General features: G+C 56.0%; 1 rRNA gene. It reads left to right on the top strand.

The features are described 5' to 3' along the window. Positions 1-207 (top strand): 23S ribosomal RNA (locus ADK60_RS29375); the annotation flags it as partial.

Below are 207 nucleotides of genomic sequence, written 5' to 3'. Positions count from 1 at the left end.
CTGAGACCTGATGCCGAGCCGATTGTGGTGAAGTGGATGATCCTATGCTGTCGAGAAAAGCCTCTAGCGAGTTTCATGGCGGCCCGTACCCCAAACCGACTCAGGTGGTCAGGTAGAGAATACCGAGGCGTTCGGGTGAACTATGGTTAAGGAACTCGGCAAAATGCCCCCGTAACTTCGGGAGAAGGGGGGCCATTCCTGGTGACG

It is taken from the genome of Streptomyces sp. XY431, assembly GCF_001279805.1.
GTDB classification, from domain to species: domain Bacteria; phylum Actinomycetota; class Actinomycetes; order Streptomycetales; family Streptomycetaceae; genus Kitasatospora; species Kitasatospora purpeofusca.
The sequence above is the reverse complement of the archived record's forward strand: the minus strand, read 5'-3'. Positions and strand labels throughout refer to the sequence as shown.